At 74.3% G+C, this 22440-nt stretch carries 19 protein-coding genes; 6 read left to right on the top strand and 13 right to left on the bottom strand.

The annotated features are described in order from the left end of the window. Nucleotides 1-74: 74 nt before the first annotated feature. From BKI49_RS11340 to BKI49_RS11325, 4 genes are all read right to left on the bottom strand, one after another. Nucleotides 75-1415 (bottom strand): carboxyl transferase domain-containing protein, encoded by a 1341-nt coding sequence (locus tag BKI49_RS11340; RefSeq protein WP_095934100.1) that lies wholly within the window; start codon nt 1413-1415, stop codon nt 75-77. After that, on the bottom strand, nt 1408-2901 hold the full coding sequence (locus tag BKI49_RS11335; RefSeq protein WP_095934099.1) for an acyl-CoA synthetase: 1494 nt from the start codon (nt 2899-2901) through the stop codon (nt 1408-1410). Before BKI49_RS11335 ends, BKI49_RS11340 begins: the two co-directional genes overlap by 8 nt. Nucleotides 2902-3063: 162 nt before the next feature. Next, the gene (locus BKI49_RS11330) at nt 3064-4275 is read right to left on the bottom strand and encodes an MAB_1171c family putative transporter (protein WP_095934098.1); all 1212 of its coding nucleotides are present in this window, start codon (nt 4273-4275) and stop codon (nt 3064-3066) included. Between the two features lie 6 nt (nt 4276-4281). Next, a complete protein-coding gene (locus tag BKI49_RS11325) occupies nt 4282-4893 on the bottom strand; it encodes a toxin-antitoxin system, toxin component (protein WP_095934097.1) in 612 nt (203 codons plus the stop codon). Between the two features lie 301 nt (nt 4894-5194). Between BKI49_RS11325 and BKI49_RS11320 the strand changes: the two genes are divergently transcribed. Beyond that, nucleotides 5195-6088, top strand: a complete 894-nt coding sequence (locus tag BKI49_RS11320) for an ATP-grasp domain-containing protein (RefSeq protein WP_095934096.1) — start codon at nt 5195-5197, stop codon at nt 6086-6088. Here BKI49_RS11320 and BKI49_RS11315 read toward each other — a convergent pair. The 9 genes from BKI49_RS11315 to BKI49_RS11270 form a co-directional block, all read right to left on the bottom strand. Further along, nucleotides 6072-6665 (bottom strand): hypothetical protein, encoded by a 594-nt coding sequence (locus BKI49_RS11315; RefSeq protein ID WP_095934095.1) that lies wholly within the window; start codon nt 6663-6665, stop codon nt 6072-6074. The genes BKI49_RS11320 and BKI49_RS11315 overlap by 17 nt on opposite strands. A 39-nt stretch (nt 6666-6704) precedes the next feature. Continuing rightward, the gene (locus tag BKI49_RS11310) at nt 6705-6932 is read right to left on the bottom strand and encodes a Trm112 family protein (protein ID WP_095934094.1); all 228 of its coding nucleotides are present in this window, start codon (nt 6930-6932) and stop codon (nt 6705-6707) included. Then, a complete protein-coding gene (locus BKI49_RS11305) occupies nt 6929-7834 on the bottom strand; it encodes a DMT family transporter (RefSeq protein ID WP_095934141.1) in 906 nt (301 codons plus the stop codon). Before BKI49_RS11305 ends, BKI49_RS11310 begins: the two co-directional genes overlap by 4 nt. Nucleotides 7835-7849: 15 nt before the next feature. Continuing rightward, nucleotides 7850-8584, bottom strand: coding sequence for a class I SAM-dependent methyltransferase (locus tag BKI49_RS11300; RefSeq protein WP_095934093.1), 735 nt, complete (start codon nt 8582-8584; stop codon nt 7850-7852). Next, complete coding sequence (locus BKI49_RS35735; protein ID WP_257004708.1) at nt 8581-10332, bottom strand: condensation protein; 1752 nt, start codon at nt 10330-10332, stop codon at nt 8581-8583. The genes BKI49_RS11300 and BKI49_RS35735 overlap by 4 nt, the downstream gene beginning before the upstream one ends. Continuing rightward, nucleotides 10329-14990: an alpha-(1->3)-arabinofuranosyltransferase gene (locus BKI49_RS11285; RefSeq protein ID WP_095934092.1), complete on the bottom strand. Its 4662-nt coding sequence runs from the start codon at nt 14988-14990 to the stop codon at nt 10329-10331. The genes BKI49_RS35735 and BKI49_RS11285 overlap by 4 nt, the downstream gene beginning before the upstream one ends. Next, a complete protein-coding gene (locus tag BKI49_RS11280; RefSeq protein ID WP_095934140.1) occupies nt 14987-15694 on the bottom strand; it encodes a class I SAM-dependent methyltransferase in 708 nt (235 codons plus the stop codon). The genes BKI49_RS11285 and BKI49_RS11280 overlap by 4 nt, the downstream gene beginning before the upstream one ends. A gap of 332 nt (nt 15695-16026) precedes the next feature. Then, nucleotides 16027-17178: a glycosyltransferase family 4 protein gene (locus BKI49_RS11275; RefSeq protein ID WP_095934091.1), complete on the bottom strand. Its 1152-nt coding sequence runs from the start codon at nt 17176-17178 to the stop codon at nt 16027-16029. A gap of 269 nt (nt 17179-17447) precedes the next feature. After that, nucleotides 17448-18425 carry a cell envelope lipid trafficking protein PgfA gene (locus BKI49_RS11270; RefSeq protein ID WP_095934090.1) on the bottom strand — a complete coding sequence of 326 codons (978 nt, stop codon included), beginning with the start codon at nt 18423-18425 and terminating at the stop codon, nt 17448-17450. A gap of 264 nt (nt 18426-18689) precedes the next feature. On the opposite strand from BKI49_RS11270, the gene BKI49_RS35255 reads away from it, so the two are divergent. The 5 genes from BKI49_RS35255 (at nt 18690) to BKI49_RS35250 (ending at nt 22383) form a co-directional block, all read left to right on the top strand. After that, nucleotides 18690-18842 (top strand): hypothetical protein, encoded by a 153-nt coding sequence (locus tag BKI49_RS35255; protein ID WP_179332401.1) that lies wholly within the window; start codon nt 18690-18692, stop codon nt 18840-18842. Between the two features lie 41 nt (nt 18843-18883). Then, nucleotides 18884-20128 (top strand): PucR-like N-terminal domain-containing protein, encoded by a 1245-nt coding sequence (locus tag BKI49_RS11265; protein WP_095934139.1) that lies wholly within the window; start codon nt 18884-18886, stop codon nt 20126-20128. Nucleotides 20129-20504: 376 nt separating this feature from the next. After that, nucleotides 20505-21278, top strand: a complete 774-nt coding sequence (locus BKI49_RS11260; RefSeq protein WP_095934089.1) for an IclR family transcriptional regulator — start codon at nt 20505-20507, stop codon at nt 21276-21278. Next, entirely contained in the window at nt 21275-22126 is an 852-nt protein-coding gene (locus BKI49_RS11255) for an SMP-30/gluconolactonase/LRE family protein (RefSeq protein ID WP_095934088.1), read from the top strand. The genes BKI49_RS11260 and BKI49_RS11255 overlap by 4 nt, the downstream gene beginning before the upstream one ends. Nucleotides 22127-22215: 89 nt before the next feature. After that, nucleotides 22216-22383, top strand: coding sequence for a hypothetical protein (locus tag BKI49_RS35250; RefSeq protein ID WP_179332400.1), 168 nt, complete (start codon nt 22216-22218; stop codon nt 22381-22383). Nucleotides 22384-22440: the final 57 nt, after the last annotated feature.

The following is a 22440-nucleotide window of genomic DNA, read 5'->3' as shown; positions in this document are numbered from 1 at the left end:
GCGCCGGCCACCACCACCCCCGCACGGAAGGCGCCGGCTCCCCTCGCAGGGGGAGCCGGCGTCGCCGTGTCCGCTCAGACCGCCGCGCTCTCCACGATGCCGCGGACCACACCGAGCTCCAGCAGATCCTGCGGACGCACGCGGAGCTGATCCGCGGTGCCGCGCACCTCGTCCGGGGGCCGCTTCAGGATGGCGGCCGCGAGCTCCGGGGCGATGACGGAGAAGTAACTGTCCGGCGTGGCCCAGGTGTTGCCGGGCGCCGCCAGCGCGAGCGCACCGCCGGAGCCGCCCTCGCCGATGACCAGCGTGGTCACCGGCGTCCGTGCCGTCGCCACCGCGGTGAACAGATCCGCGATGGCGGCACCCGCGCCCTGCCGCTCCGCGTCCGCGTCGTTCGCCGCACCCGGCGTGTCCACCAGCGTCAGCACGGGGATGCCGAGCCGGCCCGCGAGACGGACCAGCCGGGCGGCGGTGCGGTACCCGGCCGGCCGGGTCGCGGTCCCGCACTGGGCCGCGTACGCGACGGACCGTCCGCCGTGCGTCAGGCCGACACCGCACAGCATGCCCTCGTCGGTGCCCCCGCAACGGTCCCCGCGGAGCGCGACCCGGTGCGTGAAGTACGCGTCCAGATAGGCGTGGGCGCGTGGCCGCCGCGGGGAACGGGCCCGGAGCACCGCGTCCCATCCCGTGGCGGGCAGCCCGGCCGCGCCCAGCGCCCGGGGCGGCGGCGCGGTCCCGGCGGAGGGCCGGGTGAGCAGGTCGAGCCAGAGCGCGAGCGTGCCGCGCAGCTCCGACGCCGGCACGACGTCGTCCACCGCGCCCGCCGCCAGCTGGGCCTGTGCCGTGTACGCCGCCGGGTCCGCGTCGGGCGGCCGGACCCGGGAGCCCGCGAATCCCACCTGGGCGCCCGGCAGCGCCAGCGTCACATCGGCGCCCGCGCCCAGCGTGGCCCAGCCACCGCCCGTCGTCGGGTCCCGCAGGACGGCGATCTGCGCGAGCCCCGCCTCCCGGGTGAGCGCCGACTGCCGTGCCACCCGCTGGAGTTGGGTGAGCGCGAGCATGCCCTCCTGCATCCGGCTGCCGCCCGTCGCGACCAGCGTGACGACGGGCAGCCGCTGCGCGCGGGCGTGCGTGTACGCCGCCTCCAGCCGGTCACCGGTGCGCACCCCCAGCGAGCCGCCGAGGAAGCCGAACTCGAAGGCGACCAGCACGGCCCGCGTGGCACCGAGGAGCGCGGTGCCGCAGACGACGGACTCCTCCTCGCCGGTGCGCTCCCGGGCGCGGGCGCGGGCGTCGTCGTATCCCCGCCAGGACAGCGGACCGTCGGGCGGGTGCGCCCCCTTCGGGGCGGAGAAGGGCACGAAGTCGTCAGTGAGCAGGGCGAGGGCCGCGCGGGCCGGGATCCGCTCAGTCACGCTTCAGCGCCCGCTTCAGGATCTTGCCCATGTCGTTGCGGGGCAGCGACTCCAGGACGTGCACGACGCGCGGCCGCTTGTGCGGAGCCAGTCTGTGGGCCACCTGGTCGGCCAACTCGTCGGCCGACGGCGGGGACTGCGGGTCCGTGGGCACGATCCAGGCCACTACGCGCTCGCCCAGGTCCTCGTCCGGTTCCCCGGTGACGGCGGCCTCGCGTACCCCCGGGTGTTCGAGCAGCGCGTTCTCGATCTCCCCGGCGCCGATCTTGTAACCGCCGCTCTTGATCAGGTCGGTGGCCTTGCGGCCGACGATGCGCACGGACCCGTCGGTGTCGAGGACCGCCATGTCGCCGGTGCGGAACCAGCCGTCCTCGGTGTACGCGGCGGCGGTCGCGTCGGGCCGGTTGAGGTACTCGGTGAACAGGTTCGGCCCGCGCACCTGGATCTCGCCGACGCTCTCGCCGTCGTGCGCGCCGGTGGGGGTGCTGTCGGCGTCGTACCCCGCGATCACGGAGCCGTCCTCCTCGACGAGCCGCAGGCCGACCCCCGGCAGCGGCACCCCGACGGTCCCGGGCCGCGGCTTTCCGTCCGCCCGGACGCTCGTGTTCATCAGGGTCTCCGTCATGCCGTACCGCTCGACGACCCGGCGCCCGGTGGCCGTCGTGATCCGCTCGTGGTCGTGCACCGGCAGCGCGGCCGACCCCGACACGAGCAGCCGTGCCCGGCCGAGGGCCTCGGCGGCCTTCGGATCCGCGTCGAGCGTCTCGGCCAGCCGGTGGTACATCGTCGGCACCCCGAACAGCATGGTCGCCCCGCCGTTCAGCTCCCGGACCACGCCCTCCGCGCTGAACCGCCCCAGATGCCGCATGGAGCCGCCGCGCCGCAGCGGCCCCAGCACGCCGAGGACCAGCCCGTGCACGTGGAACAGCGGCAGCCCGTGCACGAGCACGTCGTCGCCCGTCCACTGCCAGGCGTCGGCCAGCGCGTCCAGCGTGGAAGCGATCGCCCGGCGGGGGATGACGGCGCCCTTCGGCGGGCCGGTGGTTCCCGAGGTGTACACGACGAGCGCCGGGTCCGCCGGTCCCGCCGGCTCCGGCGGCAGCGCCGGCACCGCCCCGCCGCCGGGCGGCTCGGCCACGACGTCGATCCGCCGCAACGCCCGGACGGGAGAGGGCAGTTCGTCCCCCGGGGCGGCGAGCACCGCGGACGGCGCGCTGTCGGTCAGGATGTGCTCCAGTTCACCTTCCCCGGACTTCGCGTTGAGGGGCACCGCGGGCACTCCGGCGAGCAGTGCGGCCACCACGCCGACGGCCGTCTCCAGGGTCGGCGTCGCCCACACGGCGACCCTCCCGGCACCGTCCAGGCGCGCGGCCAGGGCGCCGGCCGAGGCGGCGAGCTGCGCGTACGTCAGGGACCGCTCACCGAAGCGCAGCGCGGACCGCTCCGCGACCGAGCCGCCCACGAGGGCCGGGAAGAGGGAGGACACGTGTGCTCCTTTGCCAGTAGGGACGTTCCGCCTGAGACCGTCACCACCGTTCCTACACGATGACGCCACGCCCACGGGTGGCCGTCCGGTCGCAGCGGGGACGTGAGGCGCGTGTCGAGGCCCGTGCCGGAACGACGTCCGGCCGGGCGGTCCCTGCGGCCCTCAGCCGAGGTGCGCGGGTGCCGCCGCGGCCACGCGTGCGCGGACCGCCCTGATGTCGTCGGTGCGGCGCAGCGCCCGGGACACGGCCTCGATCTCCTCCAGCAGCTCCTCGATGTCCGGGCTGTCCAGCGGCGCGGGGGCCTCCGCGCGGGAGCGGCGTCTGGCGTCGACGGCGGCCTGGATGGTCACGGCGTGGGCGAGCGGGCGGGCCCGGCGGGCGTCCCGGCCCAGGTCCACGGCCGCACCGTAGGCGCGTCGGTCCAGGTCCTGGTCGATGTACCGGGCGAGGTGGAGCAGCGCGTCCCGGATGAACGTCTCGCGGCGGGTGAGGCGCAGTTCGGGGGTGGCCCGCAGCTTGAAGGGGACACGGCCTCCGGTGGCGTTCCGGGTGAGCCGGTACAGCGGCCGCAGACGCCAGTGGCTGAGCCGGGTGCGGCCACGGCGGTGCAGGTACTGGCCGGTGTGCGGGAGGATGAAGCCCGCCGCGATGAGGATGGCGGAGACGCAGGCGACCGGCGGTGCCAGCGAGGTGCTCAGCCAGTCCAGGTCGCGGCCGGTCCACCGGGCGCCGACCGCCACGGCCTTGGCGGCGTCGTAGACCAGGTTCGTCGCGTAGCCGACGCCGAGGAGCTTCAGACCGCCGCGCAGCCAGGCGTCGAGCCCGTCGGCGCGGATCCAGTTCCGGATGAGCCGGCAGCTGATCAGACAGGCCACGGTGTGCGCGAGCAGATAGAGCACGATCAGTTCGCGCATGAACGGGGTGGTGGCGTAGTAGGTGTCGAGGTCGCGCACCCGCTCGACGGGCGCGTCGGCGAACGCGAACAGCACCCACAGCGCGACGACCACGCAGGAGTAGACGCTCACCACCCACCGCGTGGCACGGCGGGTCGTCGCGGAACGGTCCGAGATGCCGTTGCGCCAGGCGGTGATGAGCAGCAGACAGGACCCGCAGAAGGCGGTGATGAGGCTGTAGACCAGGGGCGCCGAGAAGTTCGGGACGCCGGTGGCGCGGTTGACCCGGGCGATGGTCGGCGGCGCCGCGAAGACGAAGACGGCGCAGGCGAGCGCGAGGAGACCGCCGACGGCCCGCAGCAGCGGGTCCTTCCACAGCTTGACGATGCTGGGCAGTTTGATCGCGAGCGCGGCGGTGAGCACCGCCGCCGGTATCCAGAAGGAGATGTACAGGCCGTCGGCGAGGCGGGCGGGGCTCATCGCGGGTCAGCCCCGGGGGTCGCGGTAGCCCAGGGAGGCCTGGATGGCGCGGCCCACCGGATCCACGGGCCCGCCGGTGCCCTTGCTCCTCGGGCCTGTCAGCCAGGAGCGGAAGACGCTCGCGAGATGCAGGCCGAAGTCCTCTGCCTGCGCCTCGTCCGACGCGTGGGAGCCGTCGCGGGCAGCGACGGTGAGCGCGACCTCCTGCCAGTCGGGCCGCTCCGACAGGGCGTGCGCGGCGGCCGCGGCGCCGGCGACGTGGTGGTCGCGGTGGCCCTCCTTCATGTGCCACAGCTCGTGGCCGAGGATGACGAGCTGCTGCACGGCCTCGGCGCGCTCCTCGACGATGACGAGGTCGAAGTCGTGGAACTCCATCCACAGACCGGTGACCTCGATCTCGTCGGGGAACCGCTCGAAGCGCAGCTGGACGGGGCGGCCGTCGCGGCGTCCGCTCATCTCCGCGCACAGGGCGTCCGCCAACTCCCGTACGCCGACGGGGGCGTCGATCCGCCCGCGCAGGACGCGGCTGAGCTCCACGGCGAGGGCGTGCATCTCGGAGTCGGCCGCCGGCGAGCGCAGAGCCGCCGCGAGCCTCCGGATGCCCCCGGCCAGTCTCATCGGCCCGGCTCCGCACGGTTCACGCGCGGACGGGCGAGCGTCTCGCGCAGGGTCGGCGGGGACTGGCTCACCAAGGGGCTCCCGGCTGTTGATGCGTCAAGTTCTCACACGTCACCGAGAGTACGGGCCCCCTCCGGCCGGTGCCAGGGTTTTCCGAACGATCTTTCCCGCCCGCGGGACGGCCCGTCCGGGCACCGGCCCGCGGGTGCCGCGGCGAAGGGGGAGGTCAAAAGGCCTGGGGCGGGCGCCCGGGTGGTTGTTAGCCTCCCCGAGGACCAGTCGTACGAAGAGGGAGTCCGCCGTGGCCCGCACAGCCGACCGCGCCCGTATCGCGCTCGCCACCTACCGGCCCGAGGAGGGGGAGACCAGCGCGGACCGGGACCTGCCCGTGCTCAGGGCCGCCCTGGAGGAGGCCGGTGCGGAGGCCGCCGTCGTCCACTGGGACGACTCCACGGTCGACTGGGCGGCCTTCGACCTCGTCGTGATCCGGTCCACCTGGGACTACAGCCGGCGCCTGGCCGAGTTCGTGGCGTGGGTCGAGCGCTGCGCGAAGGCGACCCGGCTGGCCAACCCGGCGGACGTCGTGCGATGGAACGCGGACAAGCGGTACGTCGGCGACCTCGCGGCGGCGGGCGTGCCCGTCGTGCCCACCCGGTACCTCGCGCCGGGCGACCCCGTCGAGCTGCCCGCGGAGACGGAGTTCGTCGTGAAGCCGACCGCCGGGGCCGGCGCGCGGTATGCCGCCCGGTACCTGCCCGAGGAGCGGGAGACGGCCGTGCGGCAGCTCGCGCGGATGCACGCGGAAGGCCTGACCGCGATGGTGCAGCCGTACCTGAAGGGCGTCGACGTCCGCGGCGAGCGGGCCCTGCAGTTCTACGGCGGACGGCTGCTGCACGCCAGCCGGAAGGGGGCCGTCCTGGAGCCGGGGACGCCCTTCGACGGTGACAAGGTCCCGCATCCCCGGCTGGAGGTCTGGGAGCCGTCCGCCGCGGAACTCGCCGTGGCCGGGCGGGCGCTGGCCGCCGTGCCGGGCGGGCCCGACGCGCTGCTCTACGCCCGGGTCGACCTCGTCGACGGCGACGACGGCGAGCCCCGCGTGATGGAGCTGGAACTGATCGAGCCGAACCTCTTCCTCTGGCTGCACCCCGGGTCGGTGCCGGCCGTCGTGGAGGCGGTCCTCAGGGCCGCTCTCTGACGGCGACGCGCTGCAGCAGCCCCCAGGTGAACTCCGCCGCGCACTCCCGCGCGGCCCCCGACGCGTCCGGCGCCGTGAACGCCAGGCCCCAGCGCGTCGGCGCCGTGCCCTCCAGGGGGCGTGCGGGGGCGAACGCGCGGGCCGCCTCGTCGACCGTGCAGGACCAGGGGAGAAGGTCGTCCACGGTGCGCAGTTCGGGGCCGGGCGCACCGGGGGCACGCACCAGCCACTCGTTCCAGGCCACGCCGTTCGGCGCGACGAGGACCTCGAAGCGCAGCTCGGACCAGAGAGGGACGGGCCACAGCAGGGCCTCGCAGTCCAGGTCGCCGATCCGGCGCGGGCTGACGGACTCCGGCTCGCCGAGGACCGAACGGTAGCGGGCGACCGCGGAGCGGGAGCGCGGGGCGTGCAGCATCGCCTGCCAGCGGCGGTTGGCCTCGCGCATGTCGGCGACACCGACGCCGAGCCGGTGGCGGGCGTCCTCGACGAGACCGGGGTTGTGGTCGGCCATACGGCGCAGCAGGACCAGCTGGAAGTCGAGCGGAGTGAAGGGGGCGGTGGGGCGTTTGGCCGGCATGCGTCCATCGTCGCCCACCCGGACCGCTCCGCGGCCGGTTCAGGGAGCCATGCGTTTCAGCAGCTCCTCGTGCTCGTCCTCGGTGACCTGCACCCCGGAGGACGGCAGCAGCTGAGGGATGCCGTCGACGACCGGGTAGCGGCGGCGCAGTCTCGGGTTGTACAGCGCTTCCTCCGCCGCCACCGACTCGTCCGGTACGAGCAGGTGGAGCGGCCCCTTGTCCAGCGGGCAGGCCAGGATCCTCAGCAGCGGGTCGTCCGGGTTCATGGGGGTGTCAACTCCTTGGCACCGATGGGCGGTCGGGGTGCTTCGTCGTGCTTGGGCATGGCGAGCAGGACGGCCACCGCGAGAGCGGTGCCCGCCAGGCGCAGGGCGAGCCGGACCGGGTCGTGCGGCAGCGCCTCGCCGAACGCGAGCGTGCCGAGCACTGCGGTGAACAGCGAGGTCACCGTCGTGCAGACCGGCACGATGAGCGAGGCCCGGCAGCGCTGGAGCGCCGCCTGCGACATGACCAGGCCGAACGCGCCGGTGAACACGAGCAGGTACGGGTAGGGGGAACGGAGCAGGGCGAGGACGGCTCCTCCCGGGTCGTGGGCGGTCAGGCGGCTCGACACGCCCTTGATGGCCAGTGAGCTCACCCCGTACAGCAGCCCCACCGCCACGCCGTACTCGACGCCGGTGGTCGGCATGCGGTGCCGGTTCCGGGACCGGCGCTCGGCCGCTCCGTACAGCCAGACGCCCAGCGACAGCGTCGGCAGGCAGACCGTGAGGATCAGCGGGGCGGGCGCGCCGCGGCTGACCGTGTCGGAGTCCTCGTTCAGGGACAGCACGACCATCAGCAGGGCGGCGAGGATCGCGCCGAGCGCGTACCGCTCGCGGCCCGTGGTCTCCTCACCGAGCAGCCGGGAGGAGAGCAGGACCAGCAGGACGAGCCCGGAGACGAAGATGCCCTGCGCCGCGGCGATCGGCAGCGTGCGGTAGACGGCGAGCTGGGCAGCGAACCCGGCGGCCAGGGCCAGCGAGCCGCCGATCCACAGCGGGCTGCCCAGCACCAGCCGCAACAGCCGGGCGGGGCGGCGGATTTCCACGTCGGGCAGGGCCGCCAGCGCGCGTTTCTCCAGGACGAATCCGGTGCTGTACAGGACGTTCGCCAGCAGTGCCGCGGCCACTCCCCACCACATGGGCTACGTCCTTCGTGCGTGCAGGAGCAGGATGGACGACAGGGACGGCGCGGCGCAGGCCAGCCGGTCCAGGGGGCGCAGCGGACGCGGTACGCCGTGGAAGGGGGCGCCCGCCAGCCGTACGACCTCGAAGCCCGAGGCGGTCACGAACTCCCGCAGCGCGCGCGCCGTGTACAGCCGCAGGTGGCCCACGACCTCCTTGCCCGGGCGGCCGTGGATCGCGCGCAGGCTCACCTCGGAGAAGACGGGCTGGACGCCGGCGAGGAGCAGGGCCCGGTTGTACCAGGCGGCGAGGTTCGGGGTGGAGAGCATCAGGTGGCCGCCGGGGCGCAGCACGCGGCGGATCTCGTCCAGGGCGGAGTCCGGGTCGGCCAGGTGCTCGACGACCTCGCTGAAGAGCACCGCGTCGGCCGACGCGGTCGCGAACGGCAGCCCGCCGTCGCCGAGTTCGCCGCGGACCGCGTACGGCAGCCGCGCGTGGGCGCGTCTGAGCGCGTCCTGCGACCAGTCGACGCCGACCAGGCGGTGCCCGGCGAGCAGCGGGGCCGCGGTCGCGGCGGCGGTGCCGTCCCCGCAGCCGATGTCCAGGACGGTCCGCGGGCCCGCCGTGGCCGGGCCGAGCGCGGCGGCCAGCATGCGGGCCTGCCGCAGGCTGCGCGGTGTCCCGGAGGCGACGGGGACGGAGGGGTCCTCGTAGAAGTCGCGCAGTCCGCCGGGGGCCGGTGCTGTCGTGGTCATGCGCCGTTCGCCTCTCTCAGCTCCGTGGCGTGCAGATAGTGCTCGAAGAGGTCGCGCAGATGGGCGCCGTCGCCGTGGCTGAGCAGCGTCCGCGACCAGCGCAGGGCGAGGTGCAGACGGCCCGCCGTGGACGCCGTCGTGACGGTCAGGCCGCGCGGCATGCGGGCGGGCGCGGAGAACCAGACCGCGTGGGCGCGGCCGGCCGCCTCACCGAAGTCCAGGGCGTACGGGATGCGGCCGATGTTGCTCAGCAGGACGGTCGACGTCCACGGCCCGGCGGCCCGCCGCAGTCCCCGGGTGACGGTGGCGCGCCAGGCGACGGGGACCACGGGGGCGGTCAGCAGGGCCGCGCCGTGGCCGAGTTGGGGGCGGTCGACGGACTTCAGCGCACGGGTGCGGTTCGCCGTGCGGCGCAGCAGCTCGGCCATCCGGTCCGCGTTCACCTCGTCCGGCGCGAAGGTGACTTCGACGAGCCGTGTGCCGTTGCCGATCGGCATGTCCGCGTCCCTCGTGCGGTCGTCGACCGGCATGGTGACGCGCAGCGGGCGGGGTCGCGCGCCGTGCTCCCGGTTCCAGTGGGCGACCATCAGCACCGTCGCGGCCATGAGCTGGTCGTTCACCGTGTACGGGGAGCCCTTGGGGCGGCGCGGCACGCTCAGTTCGGTGACGAGCAGGCCGTTGCCCGCGGACGGCTCGGGGGTGCCGTGGGCGACCCGGGCGGGCGGGGTCCAGGTGGAAGGGCCCACCGCCTCCTCCGCCCCCGGCGCCTCCGATGTCCGCACCGGGGGCGCCGTCGGGGTGTTGTCCCGGCCTCCGTACAGCTCGGCCGCCGTCGCCAGGATGCGCAGACAGGCGGGGCCGTCCAGGGCGGTGTGGTTGATGGTGAGGAAGAGGACGGTGCCCTTCCCTTCCGGCCGCCCACCGCCGGCACCGGCTGCCGCATCGGTGCGGTTGCCGCCGGCGCCGGCGTCGGGACCGCCGTCTCCTGCCCCGGCGCCGTCTCCCGTCCTGGAGGGGTCTCCTGCCCTGGCGCCGTCTCCCGTCCTGGAGGGGTCTCCTGCCCCGGCGCCGTCTCCCGTCCTGGAGGGGTCTCCTGCCCTGGCGCCGTCTCCCGTCCTGGAGGGGTCTCCTGCCCCGGTGCCGCTGCCCGCGGTGGCGTCGGGGCCGTGGCTGTCGTCGTCGCTGCCCGCGCCGGTCGCGGTGCCGTCGGTGCCCGTCGCGGGGCCGCCTCCCGCCGCGGGACCGCTGTCCGCCCCCGTGGGGACGGCCGCCCTGGTGCGGAGGGCCGCGCCCGTCCGGCCGACCGCGTCGGTCGCCTCGCTGCCGATCGCCGGGCCCGCGCCCTCGACCACCTCCAGCCGGATCGGCGGGGAGGCGGTCAGCGGGGGCGCCGTCAGCAGTGCCCGGGTCCGCGCGTCGCGCAGCGCGTCCCGGCTGGGGAGCGGGAAGGCCACCACGTCCAGGTCGGGTTCGGAGGTCAGCTCCCACTCGTAGCGCCGCCGGTACCAGGGGCGCGCGGCCTCGCGCATCAGGATGCGGGGATGGCGGCGGAGCGCCTCCGCGAACGCCGCCCTCAGCCGCGCCGGTTCGAGCCGTCCCGGCAGGTGGACCTCGATGTGGACCGTCTCCGGTTCCTCCTCCTGGAGGCAGTGCCGGGCGACCTCGTCCACCACCGGGAACGGGACGCGGACGGGCGGCCGGGCCGGGCCGCCCGTGCCGTCCCGCGGGGGGTGCTCCACAGCCGTCATGGGGTGTCGCCCCTCCCCGAGCCCGTGTCCGAGCCCGTGTCCGAGCCCGCGCCCGAGCCCGTGCCCGTGCCCGTGCCCGAGGCCGAGGCCGAGCCCGCGCCCGAGCCCGTGTCCTGGCCCGTGCGCGGACCGGGCTCCTCGGGCGGTGTCACCCTGAACCGCGGCTTGCGCAGCGCGATGCGCGCGGTCGGCGGGTCGGGCTCGGCCCGGTCCGCCCCCGGCCCCCGGGCGGAGACGGTCGGACCGGACGCGACCCGGCGCTCCCCTCCCGCACCGGACCGCCCCCCTTCCGCCGCACCGGACCGCTCCCCGCCCGAAGCGGACCCCGCGGCCGTTCCCGGCTCCGCCGTGGCCGAGCCGGCACCCGGCTCGTCGGCCCGCGCCTTCTTCTCGAAGCCTCCGGGCAGCGGACCGGCCGGGGTTCCGCTCCCCGGGCCTCCGCTCGTCCCGCGCACCCGGTGCGGCAGCGGTGCCGTCGGGGCCTCCGACGACGCCGGCGGCTGGGTCGGCCGCGCGGCCGGGACGGTGCCGGACCCCGGCTCCCGTACGCTCACCAGGCCCGCGAACAGGCCGATGAGTGCCAGGAGTTGGGCGGTCGGCCCGAAGGCTCCCTCGTCCGCGGACACCGGCGAACCTGCGCCTGTCGCCGCGGCGATCCCGGCGCCGGCGAGCGCGAGGAACGCGATCGGGACGAGCAGGGTGTGCCGCCGTCGCGCGAGCAGGGCCAGCGCCGGCACCAGCAGGGCGAAGAAGCCCGCGACGACCACGCCGACCAGGGTGAGCGCGACGAGACCCGGCCAGAGACCGGGCAGCGGGGCCTCCGGCTGCGGTGCGTCCGGGTTGGGCGCGCGGCGCCGCCACAGGACGAGTCCCACGAGGACGGCCACGGCGACGCCGCCACCGATCAGCCCCGCCTCGTACGTCGTCGACGGCTCGTACGACAGCGTGACCGTGCCGCCCGCGCCGGACGGGATCTGCCAGCCCTGCTGCCAGCCGTCGAGCCGTACCGGCGTGAGTTCCCGGCCGTTCAGCGTGGCCTTCCAGCCGTCGTTGTAGTTCTCGTACGTCGTCAGGTACGAGGCCGCGCCGGAGCCGACCGTCACCGTACGGCGGTCGCCCAGCCAGTCCCGGATCGTCAGCTCGCGTCCGACGCCGGCCGCCTCGTCCACCGTCCCGCGCGTCAGCGTCACGTCCGTGAGCGCCAGCGGCCCGGCGTCCCCCGACTCGACGCGGTGGGAGCCGTCGGCGAAGTCCAGCGCCGCGTCCTCGCGCCCCTCCTGGCAGAGCGTCACCTCGACGGCCCGGCGTTCGACCAGGTCCCGCACCGTGCCCTTCGCGGCGGTCTCGTACAACTTCCCGTCGACCGCGACGACCGGGCCCTTCCCGCACGGGAGCGAGAACGGGCGGGTGCCGGACGGCTGCGGGGTGCGGTACCGGTCGAGCGCCGGGACGTACGCCTCCGTGAGGCCGACCGGCAGCTGCAGATCGGCGTCGGCGACCGGGTTGTGGACGGTCAGCGGAGCGGTCTCGGTGACGGTGATGTCGAGGCGGTCGGTGGTGATGGGGTCGAAGCGGGCCCAGCCGTTCTCGTCGACGCCGACGACGGCCGCTCCGTCCGGGGAACTGATCTCCACCTTGGTCGGCCGGGTCGACAGACCGCCCGCCGGGGCCAGCACGAGGGACGAGACCGGCTGCTTGTCCGGCCAGCTCAGATGGATCGTCGGGTTGCCGCCGGCGATCCACGCCGTGGTGAGGTCGCCGTCGGTGAGATTGCGCGCGGACAGACCGGCGCCGAGCCGCGCGGTGGAGTCCGCCGTCGCCTTGATCCGGCTCTGCTGGTCGGGCGCCACCTCGTAGAGCAACTCGTCGAGCTCGGCGCCGGGGACCGGGACCGCGCTCGCCTTCATGGCGTACGTCCCCACCGTCGAGGTGGCGAAGCTGCGGTGCAGCCCCGCCTCCGTGCCGGTGGCGGAGAGCCCGGTGGGGTCGGTGGTGCGGTGCAGGGAGACGACCTCGGCCGACGCCGCGGACGCGTCCGGCCCCGAGGCGTCCGTGGGCAGCCGCAGCAGACGGGTGACCTGGACGTCCGGGAGGGCGATCTCGGAGAAGCCCGCACCGGTGAGACCGGCGTGCGGCCGTGTCGAGTCCACGATCGTGATCTTCAGCCAGCCCGTGGACCCGGGGCGCGCCCTGACCGTCTGCTTCATGCCGTTCGGCTGGAGATAGCTCGTGACGGAGCCCTTCTCCGTCTCCACCCGGATGCGCGTCGCCGCCGCGCGCACGCCGTCCTGCGGCAGCGGTGTCACCTCGAACGACGAGGGCACGTCCACGGACCCGTCGAAGCGGATCCGCAGCCACTGCCCGTCCGCCGAGCCCGCCGCGCCCTCGGCCCAGGCCGTGTCGGGGTTGCCGTCGAAGGCGTTCACGGGGTCGTACTGCGGAAGGTGGAACAGCCAGTTGCCGGTCGAGGACGCGGTCACCGAGCGGGCGCCGCGCAGCTGGGCGACCGTCTGGTGCTCGATGCCCTTCGTCGGCAGGATCTGGTGCGGCTTCCTCCCCGCGTCCTGCACGCTGCCGCTGTCGTTGCGCTGGTCGCGCGTGTACGTGTACGAGGTGTTGGCGTCGACCAGGCCGAACCGGGTGTCGGCGCGCCGCAGCCCGTCGCCCACCACCTGGACCTGCGGGGTGCCGAGACCGGGGTGGTTGTCGCCGGTCAGCACGGCGGCCCGGCCCCGCGCCGCCGGATCGGCGGCCAGCGGCAGCAGCGCCTCGGGACCGCCGGAGACGACAGCGGTGTCGGCGATCGGTTTCAGTCCGGCCTGACCGGGCCGCGGCACGTCCCGGTCGGCGGGTTCGTAGATCTCCACGGCGCGCCCGCGCGGGTAGAGGCCCTCCACCTGGAGGGGGGTGTCGTTCGCGATCCGCCCGCCGGTCGTGACCGGGCCGAACCCGGTCACCCGTCGGTATCCGGACTGCTCCAGGGTGCGCCGCACCGTGGCGGTGGGCACGTACCCGAGCTGGTCGGGGTCCAGGTCGTTGCGTACGACGACGTAGTGGAGGCCGGCGCGGCTCAAGTAGTCCGCGAGGCCGGGGACTTGGCCGCCGGTCGTCAGCGCCTGCTCCACCGCGTCCATGGCGCGCCGGTTGCCCGGGGTGCCGAAGGGCACGTAGTCGCGCTCGGCCCAGCGGGAGTCGGCGAGCACGTCCAGGGGCTCGTCGATCGGGGAGCCCCAGGTGTAGATGCCGTGCGCGGTGGCGGGCACGACGAGGGCTCGGGAGTCCGGCGAGTACTTCTCCAGCCAGTCGGCCGTGGTCTGCCAGTACCTGGGCAGCTCCTGGAACGAACCGGGCTGCAGGATCGACCCGTTGAGGTACGGCCAGGCGAGCCCGGGCAGCACCAGCACGGCGGCGATCAGCGGGGCGAGGCGCCGGCCGCGCACCGGGCGGGCGCCGCGTGTCTCGGCCGCGACCGCGACCAGATGGGCCAGGCCCAGGACGAGCGCGAGGGCGAGCCCTGTCTGGAACTTGTAGATGTTGCGGAAGGGGACGAGCCAGCCGTTCAGCCAGTCCTGGACCACCCCGTGGAACGGCGCGCCGAACGAGCCGCCGTACCCGGCGAGGGTGACGAGCGCGACGGTGAGCACGGTCAGTACCAGCCAGCGCCGCTCGGGCATGTCCCGTCTGGCCAGTCCGGCCAGGCCCAGACCGGCCGCGAGCGCCGAGCAGACGATCACGACCACCGAGGACGCGACGGTCCAGCCGGCCGGCAGCCAGGCCTCCCCGAAGTTCAGGTAGGCCACCCAGTTGCCCGCGCCGCGCAGCGACTCGGTCGCCGACATGGTGGCGGTCGTCGTCGCCGAAGTCTCCACGTAGGGAAGGAAGTTCTCGCCGTAGACGCCGAGCACCAGCAGGGCGATCCACCACCAGGCCGTCGCCAGGATCACGCCCGGCACCCACCAGGCGAGCAGCTTGCGCTGCCGGGGCCCGCGGGGGCGGGACAGCAGGTACAGCCCGGCGGGGAGCAGCGACGCCAGGGTCGACGCCGCGTTCACTCCGCCCATGAAGGGGACGACGAGCGCCGAGCGCAGGGCCGCGATCCGGGCGGCGTACCGCTCGTCGGCGAGCGGCAGCAGCACCCAGGGGAGGAAGGCACCCGGCAGTGCCGCCGCGGAGGTCGAGCCGACGACGACCGTGAAGACCGGCCACAGTGCGTACGCGACGGCGGCGAGCAGGCGTGAGGCCGCGCTGCCCACGCGCAGTCGTTCCGCCAGCCGCAGCGCGCCCCAGAAGGCGACGGACACCACGAGCGACAGCCACAGCCGCTCCGCGAGCCACACCGGCAGGTGGATCAGCCTGCACAGACCGTAGAACGGCAGCATCGGCCACGCGTAGCCGACGTACTGGTCCTGGAGGCCGCCGAAGCCTCCCCGGTCGTGCCACAACTGGCCCAGGTCGGACAGGAACTGCCACGGGTCGAGTGCCACGCCGAGCTTGGTGTCGAACGTCGCCCGTCCGGGATGCACGGCCAGGAAGAGGACGAACACCACGGCCCAGAAACCCAGCAGCCAGCCGCGCGAGCGCGGCCCCTGCGGGGGGCCGGCCGCGGTCGTGGCGGGGCGGACGGCTGCCGGGGGAGGAGCCTGGACCGTGCTCGTCATGGTGGACACCGCCGGAGGATGAGGAGGAGGTTCCAGGTGGCGAACTCGCGCAGTCCGGGCGTCTTCGCGACGGCCGACGCGAGGAACGGCCAGTAGCGGGAGCGGGCCGAGACGACCGTGACGTCGTCGCGAGCGCGCACCTGCCGCAGGGTGCTGCCGATGTGCACGGCGAAGAGGTTCTCGCCGAGGGTGTGCTTGGCGTCCCTTCCGGTTCGGCGGCGGTAGCGGGCGCGGGCCCGCTCGGCGCCGAGGTAGTGCCAGGGCGCCCACTCGTGGCCGCCCCACGGGGACAGCCAGTTCGTGAACGACACATAGATCAGGCCGCCCGGGCGGGTCACCCGGACCATCTCGCTCAGGAACGTCTGCGGGTCGGCCACGTGCTCCAGCACGTTGGAGGAGAAGCAGACGTCGGCGACACCGTCCGCCAGCGGCAGCAGATAGCCGTCCGCGACGACCGTCGAGCCGGCGGGTGCGGGCCCCAGCTCCCTGACGTCCGGCTCGAACAGATAGGCGTGGGCGCCGCGCCGCCGGAACTCCTCGGTGAAGTACCCGCTGCCGCCACCGACGTCGACGACGACGCGGCCCTCCACGGGGCCGTACGCCTCGACCTGGTCCGCGGCGTCCCGGGCGAGCAGCGTGTAGCAGGACTCGGGGTCCTCCTGCTCGTGCAGAAAGGCCTGGAAGAGCGCGAGGGAGCGCCGCAGCGAGGGGTCCTTGAACCCGGTGCCCCGGGTGCGCTCGGCACCTCCGCCGACCCCGCCGTCCGCCGCTCGCGGGTCCTCGGCGTTCCCGCCCGGCACCGCCCCGGGTACGGCTTTCCCCGGGCTGCCCGCGGACTTCGACACCTCTGGGGCGTGTGCGGGCCCCGGGGCTGTCGGGACTCCCGCCGCTCGCGGGGCCCGCGCGGTCTCGGCGGCCTCCGCGACTCCTGGGACGCGCGGCGCCCCGGCGGTCCCGGGGGCTTTGGCCGGTCGCCCCGCCTGCGGGGCGTGCGCCGTACCCGACGCCTGTGCGTCGGGCCTGGTCCAGGGGGACGTCATGGTGTCCAGCCCCTCACCGCCTCCGCGGCCACCGCTCCGAACTGGTGGACCGTGTGGTTCCAGCGGTAGCGGGCCGCGTGGTCGCGGGCCGCCCTGCCCATCAGGGTGCGACGCTCCGTGGACAGCGCGAGGGTGCACCAGGCCGCGGCGAAGGAGGACTCGCCCCGCGCCAGCAGGCCCGTCTCGCCGTCGACGACGGAGTCCCGCAGCCCGGGCACGTCGAAGGCGATCGCCGGGGTCTCGCGGGCGGCGGCCTCGGTGACCACCAGGCCCCAGCCCTCGACGGCGGACGGGTGGAGCAGCAGCCATGCCGCGCACAGCAGCCGGTGCTTCTCCGTCTCCGAGACATGTCCGGTGAACTCCACATGGGGACCGGCGAGTTGTTCGAGACGCTCCCGCTCGGGTCCGTCGCCGACGATCACCAGCCGGCCGCCGGTGACCGGACGCACCCGCTCCCACAGCCGCAGCAGCAGATCGATCCTCTTGTACTCGACGAGCCGGCCCATCGCCACGAACAGCGGTTCCGGCGAGCGCAGGGCGCGCGGCCCCGGCTCCTCGACGCCGTTGTGCACGACCCGGATGCGGTCCCGCTCGACGCCGATCGCGCGCAGGGCGTGTGCGGTCGACGGCGAGACGGCGACCAGCAGACCGCCGCGCTGCGCACCGGCCAGGGCCCAGTGTTCGAGTCTTCGTCCGAGTCGGGCGGCGGGGGCCAGCGGTCCGCCGAAGCGCATCCTCCACAGGTCGGTGTGGACATGGTTGACCAGGCACAGGGTGGGCCCGCGGTGCCACAGCGGGGCCAGATAGGGCAGGCCGTTGCACACCTCCACCAGCAGGTCGCAGTCGCCGACCTGGCGGTGCAACGCGGGCCGTGCGCGCAGGAAATGGCCGAGATCGCCGCCCGCGGAGACGACCCGGTAGTCGCGGTAGGCGGCCGGGCCGCCGCACAGCAGGGTGACCTGATGGCCGAGCCGGGTCAGTCCTCCGGCCAGCCGGTCGACCAGGAGTTCGGAACCGCCCGCCGCCGGATTGCCGAGGTCGCGGCGGGCGAGGAAGACGATCCGGCGCGGATGTGGGGGGAGCGCCGGGGGGTACTGCGCGGAGCGCGGGAACGCGGCGCGCAGCGGGGAGGGCACGTGCTGGGGCATGAGTGCTCCAACTCGTCTCAGGGTGCGGAACTCAGCGTGGGGGGTGGGGCTCGGTGCGGATTCACACCTTCCGGTCCGGTGACGCGTCTTCCGCAATTCCTCCTGCGGACGACGCGCACGATCCGACGAACTGTGGGGGATGTGGGAGTTCGCTGTAACGGGGATGTGGGTGGGCTGTGCTCGGGTGGGGTGGACAGTTTTCGCCCAGCCGTTCCCCGCGGCTACTCACCGGGGTGACAATTTCCGGCCTTTGTGGAGCTGACGGAACATCACATCGTGAGAGAAGGGTCGGAAGAGTCGGACGTATCGGGACCAGATCGTCCGCGTACCACCAAACCGGCCCCCACGGCGGCGAGGACGAATCCCAGCACACCAGCGCCGATCGGCACCGTCTGCCCCACCATGCGCAGCTGACCGCTCTCGCTCTTCGCCTGCTTCACCTGGTCCTTCTGCGTCGCGGTGTCGAACGCCAGCTTCCGGCTGTCGAGGAGCACCGCCGCGTCCTTCTCGCCGCCGGGGGCGCGCAGCGTCCGGCGCGGGCCGACCTGCGCGTAGATCACCCGGCCGGTGCGCTGGTCGACGACCAGCTCGATCAGGTGGTTGGCGTACCACTCCTCGGCGAGCACCTGGCTGCGCTCGGGCTCCCCGACCAGCGCGCCCGGCACCTGCCGGGTCCCCGTCCGGGTGGCCGGGACGGTTCCGGTGAACCGGTAGCCCTCGTACCCGCGGATCTTCTTGGTGCCCCGGTAGTGCAGCGTGACCGTCGCGCCGAGGGAGTTGTCCCACCAGCGGTAGGCGCGTTTCTGCACGTCGAAGGGGAACTTGAGATAGGCCTCGCCCTCGAAGTACGGGTGCTCCTTGCAGCAGTGCGCGGGAGCGTTCGTCCGGCGGTCGGTCACCCAGCGGCCCGGCACGAACTCCAGCGCGTCGTGCGGGTCCGCCGCCGGCAGCGACTTGTCCGTGTCGACCGTGGTCGTCACGTCCCAGACCGCCTTGCCGCTGCGCTCGCTGTCGGCGACGTCGCCGCGCACCTGCTGGGTGACGGTGATCCTCCGGTCGTTCACGGTCTTGGCCTCGTCCACGTCGAAGACGCTGCCGGTGCCGGTGTAGACGGCGGTCGTGTCGATGTCGATCGGGTTCACGGCGGCGCGTGGTTCCACGTACCAGGCGAGCATCGGGGCCAGCACGAGCAGGAAGGTGCCGAGACCCAGGAGGATCAGCGAGAGGGGTGAGACCTTGCGGCGCATCCGGGCACTCCAGGGGCGTGAGGAGGCTCGACGCACGGGAGGTATCGGGTGGTTCGAGGCGATACGAGTGCGTCGACACCGGGAGGGAAAGTGCACGTGCGGTACGGGCCGGGAACCGTAGGCGCACCCTTGACGGGTGTCAATGCATTGTCGAGACTGGCTCTGCCGGACGGGGCCGGCGTGGGCAGTGACCGTGGGACCACTCGACCGGTGGCCGCACGGGTCCGGGTGGGGACGACCTCCGACAGAGAGGCTGACCCTGCGATGTCCAGACTGCTCGCCGCCGCGCTGACCGTCGGCGCCGCCGCCCTGCTGGCGGTGGGTGCCGCGCTCGGGATCGTGGCGCTGCTCGACGCGACGCCCGACCAGCCCAACACCCCGTTGATCACCTACGAGCATGCCGGCCAGGAGCGCTGACCGTGCCGGGCCGCAGGGGCGCGCCGGAGGCGGAGCGCGTGGTGCAGATACGCCCGGGGACCCTCACCGTGCGCTCGGCGTGGCGTGACGTTCCCCGGCTCCAGGTACGCCAGTTCGCGGCGATCGCCATGGCCGAGGCGCCCGCGCTCGCCGAGGAGATCCTGCGCGAGATCCGCCGCGAGTACCCCCATCTACCACTCGTGCTGGACGACTCCGGCGAGCCGATGGCCCTCGTCGGCATCCGGCGTGCCATCGAGGTCTTCGTGCAGCAACTGGAGGCGGCCGAGGGCAGGCCTCGCGTCCCCCCGGAGGTGTTCCAGGAGTTCGGCCGGGGCGAAGGCCTGCACGGCCGCACTCTCGACTCGCTCCAGGCGATCTACCGGCTGGGGGTCAGGCTCGCCTGGCGGCGGTTCGCCGAGATCGGGCAGCGCGTCGACATCCCGCCACCGGCGATGTACGAGCTCGTCGACGCGGGATACGAGTACCTGGACGGCCTGGTGGACCAGTCCGTACGGGGCTATGCCGAGGCCGCGGCGCGGCAGGCGGGGGAGCGGCTGCGCCTCCAGCGGCGCCTGATGGAGCTGCTGTTCTCCGAGCACCATCACCGGGGCGACCCGGCCGAGGCGCTCGTCGAACGTGCGGCCCGTGTCGGCTGGCCCCTGCCCGACCGGGTCGCCGTGGGCGTGCTGCTGCGTCCGGCCAGGGAGGCCGTCGCGCCCGCCGTGGGGCAGGGCGTGCTGCTCGACATGGAGTACGAGCAGCCCCGCATGGTGGTGCCCGAGCCCGACGCCGCCGGCCGGCCGGAGCTGCTGGACCGGGCACTGACCGGCTGGGCCGGCGCGATCGGGCCGCCGGTGCCGCTGGCCGAAGCGGCGAAGTCGCTGCGCTGGGCGGAGGCCGCCGTGCGGCTCATGGAGCGGGGGCTGCTGCCCGCCGGAGGGGTTCTGCACTGCACGGAGCACACCGAGGCGCTCGTCCTGCTCCAGCCCGAGGAGCTCATCGACGATCTGGCGCTCCGGTGCCTCGCCCCGCTGGAGCACTGCGGGCCCACCCACGGCCGCCGTCTCGCCGAGACACTGCTGGCCTGGCTGGAGACCCGCGGCGGAGCCCCCGAGGTGGCCGCCCGCCTCGGCGTCCACCCGCAGACGGTCCGCTACCGCCTGCGCCAGATCAGGGAGCTGTGGGGCGACGAGATCGACGACCCGGACCGGCGCTTCGAGCTGGAGCTGGTGCTGCGGGCCCAGCGCCTGCGCGGCGAACTCGGCGACCCCCGAGCCCGCCGCTAGGGGGTTCGTTCGGATCAGGTCGGATCGGGCCGCGGCGTCCGGTGCGGTGCATCGCACGGCGGAGGATCATCCGCGTGCTGGGTGTACTCGGGTGGTCAGACGACGCGGCGAGGTGCCGTGCCGGGCGTCGCGGACCCGGGCTGATCCGAACGAAACACCCTGGACGTATCGACCTGAAGGGTTGTTTACGCGGCGCCGCCGTCGGGCCGGCCGATCATGCCGCGGGCCGGTGCCGACGCCGTACCGCCGCACCGGCCGTGGCCCGGCATCGGTCGTACCGCCGCACCGGCCATTGCCCGGCCAAGCCCACTGTGACTAGCCTGTGTTCGTCATGCCGATCGTCTGTTGAAATTTCGAACATAGGGAGGGGTCGGTCGTGGGACGCCTCGTACCTGCCGTGACCCGGGCTCTGGACATACTGGAGCTCTTCCTCGACGGGGACGGGACTCTTTCCGCCCCCGACATCGTGCGCAAACTACAGCTGCCCCGCACCACCGTGCACGAGCTCGTCACCACGCTCGCCGCGCGTTCGTACATCGTCCAGGTGCCCGGGCAGCCGGGACGCTATCGGCTCGGTGTGCGCCCGTACCAGCTCGGCAGCCGCTACGCCGAGCAGCTCGACCTGGCCGCCGAGGGGCAGCAGGTGGCCCGTTCCGTCGCCGAGACCTGCGACGAGACCGTGCACGTGGCCATCCTCGAAGGCACCGACGTCATCTACATCGCGAAGGTCGACTCCACGCACGCCGTGCGCATGGTGTCCGCGGCCGGCCGCCGGCTGCCCGCGCACTGCACCTCCGTGGGCAAGATGCTGCTCGCCTCGCTCTCCGAGCCGGAGCTGACCTCGCGCATTCCCGACGACGCCGAACTCGTCGCGATGACGCCCAACAGCATCACCGAGCCCGCCGCCCTGCGTGCCGCCCTCGCCGAGATCCGCCGGCGCGGCATCGCGGTGGAGAGCCGCGAGTCCAACCCGGACGTCAGCTGCGTCGCCGCGCCCGTCCGCGACCGCACGGGACAGGTCGTCGCCGCGCTCTCCATCTCCGTTCCGATGATCCGCTGGAGCGACGAGCGCCGCGGCGAGCTGGAGCAGCTCGCCGCGAAGGGCGCCGCCGAGCTGTCCGAGCGGCTCGGTCACCGGAGCATCGGATGAGCGCCGCCGAGGTCGCGGTCCGCGCGGACGCCGCCCTGGGCGAGGGTCCCACCTGGGACGCGGACGCCCAGCGGCTCGTCTGGGTCGACATCCTCGGGTCCCGGGTGCACACCTACGCCCCGGCCTCCGGGCGCCGCACGGTCATGACCACCGAGCAGCACGTGGGCGCGGCCAAGCCGCGCGCCGGCGGCGGCCTGGTCGTCAACCTCCGTGACGGCGTCGGGCTCTACGGCCCGCCCGGCTCGGGGGAGGCCTTCCGCTGGCTGCACCGGGAGCCCGTCCCCGGCCGCCGCGCGAACGACGCGGCGGTCGCTCCCGACGGTTCGCTGTGGTTCGGCACCATGCGCTACGACGAGGCGCCGCGCGGCGGCACGCTGTCCCGGATCACCCCGGACGGTGCCGTGCGCACGGTCCTCGACGACGTCGCCGTCAGCAACGGCACGGGCTGGAGCCCGGACGGCCGGCTGATGTACTACATCGACTCGCCGACCCGGCGCATCGACGTCTTCGACGTGGACGCGGACGGACTGCCGCACGACAGGCGGCAGTTGGCGGCCGTCGAGGACGGCTTCCCGGACGGTCTCACCGTCGACGCCGAGGGCTGCGTCTGGGTGGCCCTCTGGGACGGCGGGGCGGTCCACCGCTACGCCCCCGACGGGACCCTCGACCGGGTGATCGTCCTGCCCGTCCGCCGCCCCACCGCCTGCGCGTTCGGCGGCCCCGGCCTGACCGACCTCTACATCACCACGGCCCGCACGGGCCTGGACGCCCCGCACCCGCTCTCCGGCTCGGTGCTCGTCGTCCCCGGCGCCGGAAAGGGGCTGGCGCAGGCACCTTTCGCGTACTGACGCGCAGGTCTGCGTTCCCCCTCCGGGGTGGCAGCCGGTGAGATCCGACGGTCTCGCGGTCTGCTGATCGGTCGGGGGACCGGGGGACGGTGGAGCAGGCGCGGCAGGAGTACGACCAGGTCTCCGGCACTGTGGTCATCTCGGTGTCGGAGACCTGCTGCTCCCGGCTCGCCCACGTCGTCAGCCTCGCCCGGGGCCGTGCCCTGAAGACGTCGTTCGTCGAGTCCGATCCGCTGACGCCCGGCAGCGCTTTCTGACGTCCCCTCGGATCGTCTGACGTCCCGTCGGCCCCCCTGACGTCCGGCCGGACCGAA

Origin of the sequence: Streptomyces sp. Tue6028, from assembly GCF_002300165.1 — a bacterium.
Classification (GTDB): domain Bacteria; phylum Actinomycetota; class Actinomycetes; order Streptomycetales; family Streptomycetaceae; genus Streptomyces; species Streptomyces siamensis.
The sequence above is the reverse complement of the archived record's forward strand: the minus strand, read 5'-3'. Positions and strand labels throughout refer to the sequence as shown.